General features: G+C 66.3%; 7 protein-coding genes and 1 pseudogene. 6 read left to right on the top strand and 2 right to left on the bottom strand.

Going from position 1 to position 6,649, the window contains the following annotated elements; translation table 11 throughout:
• From NOV72_RS10995 to NOV72_RS10980, 4 genes and pseudogenes are all read left to right on the top strand, one after another.
• Positions 1-215: pseudogene (locus tag NOV72_RS10995) on the top strand (hypothetical protein); the annotation flags it as partial.
• A complete protein-coding gene (locus tag NOV72_RS10990; RefSeq protein ID WP_106854597.1) occupies positions 212-694 on the top strand; it encodes a periplasmic heavy metal sensor in 483 nt (160 codons plus the stop codon). The pseudogene NOV72_RS10995 and the gene NOV72_RS10990, both read left to right, overlap by 4 nt.
• Positions 695-757: 63 nt before the next feature.
• Positions 758-2,176, top strand: a complete 1,419-nt coding sequence (locus NOV72_RS10985) for a DUF1800 domain-containing protein (RefSeq protein ID WP_106854596.1) — start codon at positions 758-760, stop codon at positions 2,174-2,176.
• A 4-nt stretch (positions 2,177-2,180) separates the two neighbouring features.
• On the top strand, positions 2,181-3,329 hold the full coding sequence (locus NOV72_RS10980; RefSeq protein ID WP_106854595.1) for a DUF1501 domain-containing protein: 1,149 nt from the start codon (positions 2,181-2,183) through the stop codon (positions 3,327-3,329).
• Positions 3,330-3,506: 177 nt separating this feature from the next.
• Here NOV72_RS10980 and NOV72_RS10975 read toward each other — a convergent pair whose 3' ends face one another.
• A complete protein-coding gene (locus tag NOV72_RS10975) occupies positions 3,507-4,115 on the bottom strand; it encodes a c-type cytochrome (RefSeq protein WP_106854594.1) in 609 nt (202 codons plus the stop codon).
• A complete protein-coding gene (locus tag NOV72_RS31925) occupies positions 4,115-4,537 on the bottom strand; it encodes a hypothetical protein (RefSeq protein ID WP_146149991.1) in 423 nt (140 codons plus the stop codon). Before NOV72_RS31925 ends, NOV72_RS10975 begins: the two co-directional genes overlap by 1 nt.
• A 123-nt stretch (positions 4,538-4,660) precedes the next feature.
• On the opposite strand from NOV72_RS31925, the gene ydiK reads away from it, so the two are divergent.
• Positions 4,661-5,836 (top strand): AI-2E family transporter YdiK, encoded by a 1,176-nt coding sequence (gene ydiK, locus NOV72_RS10965; protein ID WP_181290984.1) that lies wholly within the window; start codon positions 4,661-4,663, stop codon positions 5,834-5,836.
• A gap of 189 nt (positions 5,837-6,025) precedes the next feature.
• Entirely contained in the window at positions 6,026-6,571 is a 546-nt protein-coding gene (locus tag NOV72_RS10960; protein ID WP_106854592.1) for a DUF6572 domain-containing protein, read from the top strand.
• The last annotated feature ends 78 nt before the right edge of the window (positions 6,572-6,649 follow it).

Here is a 6,649-nt window from a genome sequence, read left to right as displayed (position 1 = left end):
GGCCCGCGCGCGCGTTCTGGCGGCGTCCGCGCATCTGGTTTTCGGGCGTGGGCTTCGTCGGCGCGGGCGCGGCGGGCGTCGCGGCGGGCGCGCTCTTCGTGTCGCTGCTGGCGCCCGCGCCTGTGCCGGGCGAGCCCGCGCACGGCGGCTGGTTCGAGCAATCCTATTCGGGCACGGCCTTCGGCGGCGCGCCTTCCGACTGGAGCGATCAATGAGTCCGCGCTCGCTGAAGACGCTCGCGGCGGTGTCGCTCGTGCTGAACGTGTTTCTGCTCGGATCGATCGCCGGCGGGGCCTACTGGTTGTCCGGACCGCTCGCGCACAAGCGCACGGAAGCCGCGCAGCAACGCGGCATCCGTTTCGCCGCCGCCGATCTCTCGCCCGCGCGCCAGAAGGAATTGCGCGACGCCTTGCGCAGGACGCGCCGCGAAAGCCTGCCGCTGATTCGCGATGCGCGCGACGGACGTATCGATCTCGCGCACGTCCTCGCGGCGCGGGACTTCGATCGCCGCGCGCTCGACGACGCGCTCGCCCGCACGCGCGAAGCCGATGTCGCGTTGCGTGCGCGCATCGAAGGCACGGTCGCGGATTTCGCATCGACGCTCACGCCGGACGAGCGGCTGAAGCTCGTCGGCGCGATGGAGCGCTACGGCCCGCTGCGCGCCGTTCCGCCCGACGAACGCCCGCAACAATGACCTGAAGCGACGGGTTTTCCTCGCGCGCACGTTTAACCGCTATCGAGCATTTCGGAGCACGTCATGGCCATCGCGCCGCAAATTTCGCCTGCCGCCATCGCGGTGAATCGCTTCGGGCTCGGCGCGCGTCCGGGCGAACCGCTGCCCGCCGACCCGCGCGAGTGGCTCATCGAGCAGGCCGATCCACGCGCAAACGCCTATCAGCCGACGCCGCCCGCGTTGAACGGCCAGCCGTCGAGCGCCGCGCTCGCCGCGCAATTCGCGGATCGCCAGCGCGCGCTGCGCGATGCGAGCGACGCCGACAAACCGGCCGTGCGCAAGCAATACGGCGAGCAGATCCGCGACGTCTACCGCGATGCCGTCGATGCCCGCGTGACGAGCGCGCTCGCGACGAACACGCCGTTCGTCGAACGCCTCGTGCATTTCTGGGCGAATCACTTCGCCGTGTCGATCGAAAAGCCGCCCGTCGCGATGCTCGCCGGATCGTTCGAGAACGAGGCGATCCGCCCGCACGTGCTCGGGCGCTTCGAGGACATGCTGATCGCCGCCGAGCGGCATCCGGCGATGCAGATTTTTCTGGATCAGGCGCGCTCGGTCGGCCCCGACAGTCCCGCCGCCGCGCGCGCCGCCATGCGCAATCCCGACAACAAGCGCGGCCTCAACGAAAACCTCGCGCGCGAGATCATGGAACTCCATACGCTCGGCGTGCGCAGCGGCTACACGCAAGCCGACGTGACCGAATTCGCGCGCGCGCTCACCGGCTGGAGCCTCGGCGCGATGACGGCGAACGCCGCGAAGAATCCCGACGATCCGGCGCCGCCCGGCGCGTTCGTGTTTCGTCCGCGTCTGCACGAGCCGGGCGTGCGCACCGTGATGGGCAAGCAGTACGCGCAGACGAACGAAGCGCAGCCGCTCGCCGTGCTGCACGATCTCGCGAATTCGCCCGCGACCGCGCATCACATTGCGGAGAAGCTTGCGCGCCACTTCGTCGCGGATACGCCGCCGCCCGCGCTCGTCGACAGGCTCGCGCGCGTGTTCAGCGATACGGGCGGCGATCTGCCGTCGGTGTATCGTGCGCTCGTCGATGCGCCCGAGGCGTGGCAGAGCGCGCCCGCCAAGTTCAAGACGCCGTGGGACTGGACGGTGTCGTCGCTGCGCGGGCTCGGACGCACCGATCTCCAGGGCGTGCGCGCCGCGCCGCTTCTGACGCAGCTCGGCCAGCAGGTGTGGCGTCCCGGATCGCCCGCCGGTTACGACGATGTCGCCGCAAGCTGGGCCGCGCCCGATGCGCTCGTGCGCCGCGTCGAACTCGCGCAGCGTTTCGCCGCGCGCGCGGGCGACCGGCTCGACGCCCGGACGCTCGGTCCGCAACTGCTGCCCGGTTCGCTGTCCGATGCGACCGCGAATGCCGTGTCGCGCGCCGAAAGCGCGCCGACCGCGCTCGCGCTGCTGCTCGTGTCGCCCGATTTTCTGAGGAGATGAAACCATGCTGACGCGTCGCCAATTCCTGTGGTGTGCGGGCGCGGGCGCCGGCGCGATGCTCGTCGCGCCGCAACTCGTGTTCGCGTCCGCCGAAACCGACCGGCGCTTCGTCTTCGTGATCCAGCGCGGCGCGGCGGACGGGCTGAACATCGTCGTGCCGTACGGCGATCCGGCTTACGCGGCGCTGCGCGGGCCGCTCGCGATCGACGCATCGCGCGCGACGAAGCTCGACGGCACCTTCGCGCTGCATCCGTCGATGCAGCAGGTCGCGCAGATGTATCGCGACAAACAGGCGCTCTTCGTGCACGCGGTGGCGTCGCCGTATCGCGAGCGCTCGCACTTCGACGGCCAGAACGTGCTCGAAACGGGCGGCGACGCGCCGTATCGGCTGAAGGACGGCTGGATGAACCGCCTGCTTTCGATGCTGCCCGCGCCGCGCGCCGATGCCGTCGCTTTCGCACCGACCGTGCCGCTCGCGCTGCGCGGACGGGCCGAAGTGACGTCGTATGCGCCGTCGTCGTTGCCGCAGGCGCCCGACGATCTCATCACGCGCGTCTCGCAGCTCTACGCGGGCGACGCGCAGTTGCACCCGCTCTGGGACGCCGCCATGCAGGCGCGCGGACTCGCCGCCGACGCGGGCGCGCGTCAGGATCCGGCGAGCCTCGGCAAGCTCGCGGCGAGCTTTCTCGGCAAGCCCGACGGCCCGCGCATCGCGATGATCGAAACCGGCGGCTGGGATACGCACAGCGCGCAAAACCCGCGCCTCGCCGCGCAACTGAAGGCGCTCGACACGATGCTCGCCGCCCTGCGCGACGGACTCGGCGAACACTGGGCGAACACGACGGTGCTCGTCGCGACCGAATTCGGCCGCACGGCGGCGGCGAACGGCACGGGCGGCACGGACCACGGCACGGCGTCGGCGGCGATGATCGTCGGCGGCGCGGTGACGGGCGGACGCGTGCTCGCGGACTGGCCGGGGCTCGCGAATGCATCGCTGTATCAGGCGCGCGATCTGAAGCCGACGATCGGCCTCGATGCCGTCATCGCGAGCGCGGCGGGCGAGACGTTCGGCATCGATCCGCAGCGCGTCGGCGCGACGCTGTTTCCGGATGCCGGCGCGCAGTTGTTGGGACAACGAATCGTGAGGGGCTAGCCTTTTGGCAGCGGTTCAACGATGCGCGTTGAATGCGTATGCTCTGCGATGGCCTTCGCTGTTATGCCGCCGATGCGTTTGCGTGAATCGATCGCCGTCCCCGCGCACGTCATCGACAAAGCGCGTGTCAGCAAGCGAAAAGTTTCTTGTCATCGTTACGCTCGCCTTCGTGACGCGTCATTGCAGATTCGCGATGTAGTTCGCCAGGTTCTCGATATCCGCATCCGTCAGATTCTTCGACGCGCTCGGCATGTTGCCCGCGTCGTGGGTGCGCTTCCCGTCGCGAAAATCCCGCAATTGCTTGACGATGTACGGATACTGCTGACCCGCGACGCGCGGAATCTCGTTTTGCCCCGAAAACCCGACGCGGTGACACGTCGTGCAGAGACTCTCTTCGGACTTCTTCCTGCCCGCCTCGACCTTCACCGGGTCCGCCTTGAAGTCGGCGGCGATCGGCTTCTGCGCGGCGAAGTAGTCGGCGAGGTCGTGCATGTCGCCGGGCGTGAGATTCGCGGCCATCGGCGACATGCGCGGATCGCTGCGGCGGCCCGCCTTGAAGTCGCGCAGTTGAAAATAGAGATAACGCGCCGTCTGCCCGGCGAGCGACGGATATTCGCCCGTCGTCGAGTTGCCGCCGAGTCCGTGACACGACGTGCAGAGCGCGGCCTTCGTCGCAGCCGTCTGGGCTTTCGCGCGAGACGAGGAAGGCAACGACAGCAGCAGGCACGCGACGATCCACAACGCGTAGACGAGCCAGACCCGCACACGTTTCGCGCGCGTCATCATCAAGGCAGCGCGAACGCGAGCAGACTGTTGAACACGAGCACGCCGCCGATCAGCGGCTGATCGGTCTTGAAATGCCACGCGACCTTGCCGGCATCGACATTCATCCGGATTTCGCCGGCGGCCTCGGCATCGTGCGATGTCACGATTTCGAAAGCACCAACGGCAACAATGAGCGCAACGGGCGAGGTACGGGAAAAACCGGCCATGTCAGTCTTCCAAGTCGTTCTTGTGTCGCCCTCGTGGCGCGCGGCCGGGCATGAACTGCCCTCTTCTGCGCCCGCAAAAAAGAATAGGCAATTTGAAAAGGCATTTCCAGATTTCGCATAAAGACTGCATTCGATGCGGCGCGCGTCGGACGAAGCGTATTTCAGGGACAGGCGCGCCGCGATTTTTAGTAGTATGGATTGGAGCGCCATCATCATTGCGCCCGTTAAGCCGGGCGCGGCTTGCCGGATCGCCGGCTTTCGCTTATCGCTTGTTCATCTCTCGCTGCGCGCCGTGTCCGTATCCGGGAGCCGCATTCATCACTTTCATCCGGACGCACCATGCCAATCCTCTCCAACGAGCCGCCGAATCCGAATCCCCGCCAGCCGGTGGATATCGCGCGCATCCTGCTCGTCATCACTATCCTGACCGCGCTCACGGTCGGCAGCCTCTATGTATTGCGGCCGTTTCTGCCGGGCCTCATCTGGGCCACGACGATCGTCGTCGCGACCTGGCCGCTCATGCTCGGCGTGCAGCGCCGCTGCGGCAATCGCCGCTGGATCGCGACGACCGTCATGCTGCTCATTCTGCTGATCGTCATCGTGCTGCCGCTCTACGAAGCGATCTCCACGCTCGCGTTGCACGGCGGCGAGATCATGGCTGCCATCAAGAGCCTGCCTTCCTATGCGCTGCCGCCGCCGCCGAACTGGGTGCACGACATTCCGCTCGCGGGCGCGCGCATCTCGAGCGAATGGCAATCGCTTTCCGATGCCGGCCCCGGCGGCCTGCTCGCGAAGCTCGAGCCCTACGTGACGATCGCCGCGCGCTGGATGCTGTCGCACGCAGCCGTCGTCGGCGTGTTCGTGATGCACATGGTCATCACCGTCATCATCTCCGGCATTCTGTACATGAACGGCGAGGCGGCCGGACGCTTCGTCACGCGCTTCGCGACGCGCATCGCCGCGCAGCGCGGCGCGGAAGCCGTCAAGCTCGCCGGTCTCGCGATCCGCGCGGTGGCGCTCGGCATCGTCGTCACGGCGGTCACGCAGTCGGCGCTCGGCGGCATCGGGCTCGCGCTCGCGGGCGTGCCGGCCGCGGGCATCATCACGGCAGTCATGCTGATGCTGTGTCTCGCGCAGATCGGCCCGCTCCTGCCGCTGCTCGGCGGCGTCGCATTTCTCTACTGGCACGGCTCGAATGTCGCCGCGTCGCTGCTGCTCGTGTGGTCGATCATGATCGCGATGCTCGACAACTTCCTGCGGCCCATCCTCATCAAGCGCGGCGTGAATCTCTCGATGCTGCTGATTCTTTCCGGCGTGCTCGGCGGCATGTTCGCGTTCGGAATAGTCGGATTGTTCATCGGTCCCGTAATTCTCGCGGTGACGTCGACGGTTCTGAATGCGTGGATCAACGAGCAGCCGCCGCTGCCGCAAGCCGGCGCGATCGGCAATGAGGAAATCGCGGCGAAAGCCCCGCCCACGCGCGACCTCGCGGATGCATCGAGACGACAGACCTGATTGATAAATATATTCGCGTTCTGTTGATTTTGTCCTCGCCAATCAGATTGCGCTTAAATCAAGAATTCGGAGTCTTACGAAAATGAGACCTTATCGGAGTTAATACGGTGTTCCGACATTATTCGAAGAGCTGAATCCGTTACAATGCTTTCCATCGTTATTTGCCCGCGAGGGCGCAGGGGATTGACCATGTCTTTGCGTGACGTGGACGCCATCGATTACATCGGAGTCAATATTCTTTTCAAGCGCGTGTCCGTCGGACTCTTCGATGATCTCGACTGGCGTGATGAAAAGGAACATCAGGATTTGCTCACGAAGAAGATCGACCGCTACATTCGTTACATTCGTTCGGGACAATTGCTGTTGAATTATCCGAAAGTTCGCGGCTATGAGATCGTGTTCGAGTACGTGGCAACGCATCCCATGACGCCGGCTGCGGTCGAGTTCTGCAAATCGCGCGAGCGCGTGCTGACCGAAGCCGGATACAAGGCGCATATCCGTGGCGTGGACGTGCGTCATTCGCTCGGCATTACGGTCAATCAGCCCGAGCAGGTCAACGCGGAGCCCGTCGAGCCACCCGCGCTCGAAGTGCTCGACGCGAACCCGCTCACGCGGCAACGCGCGGAAGTCGCCGACATCTCGTATCTCCCGCCCTTGACGGCCGACGCACGCAGGCCGCGTGCGCTGCCCTTGCTCAAGCGTCTCGTGACCCGGCAAGCGGCCGCCGGCCACTGAATCGACGATCCTGCGCAATCGAACGAAAGCGGCGGGCTCACTCCTGAGCGCGCCGCTTTTCCTTTTGCGCGGATGATC

It is taken from the genome of Caballeronia novacaledonica (assembly GCF_900258035.1).
GTDB classification, from domain to species: domain Bacteria; phylum Pseudomonadota; class Gammaproteobacteria; order Burkholderiales; family Burkholderiaceae; genus Caballeronia; species Caballeronia novacaledonica.
Note: the sequence above shows the minus strand (reverse complement) of the source record. Positions and strands in the feature narration are given on the sequence as shown.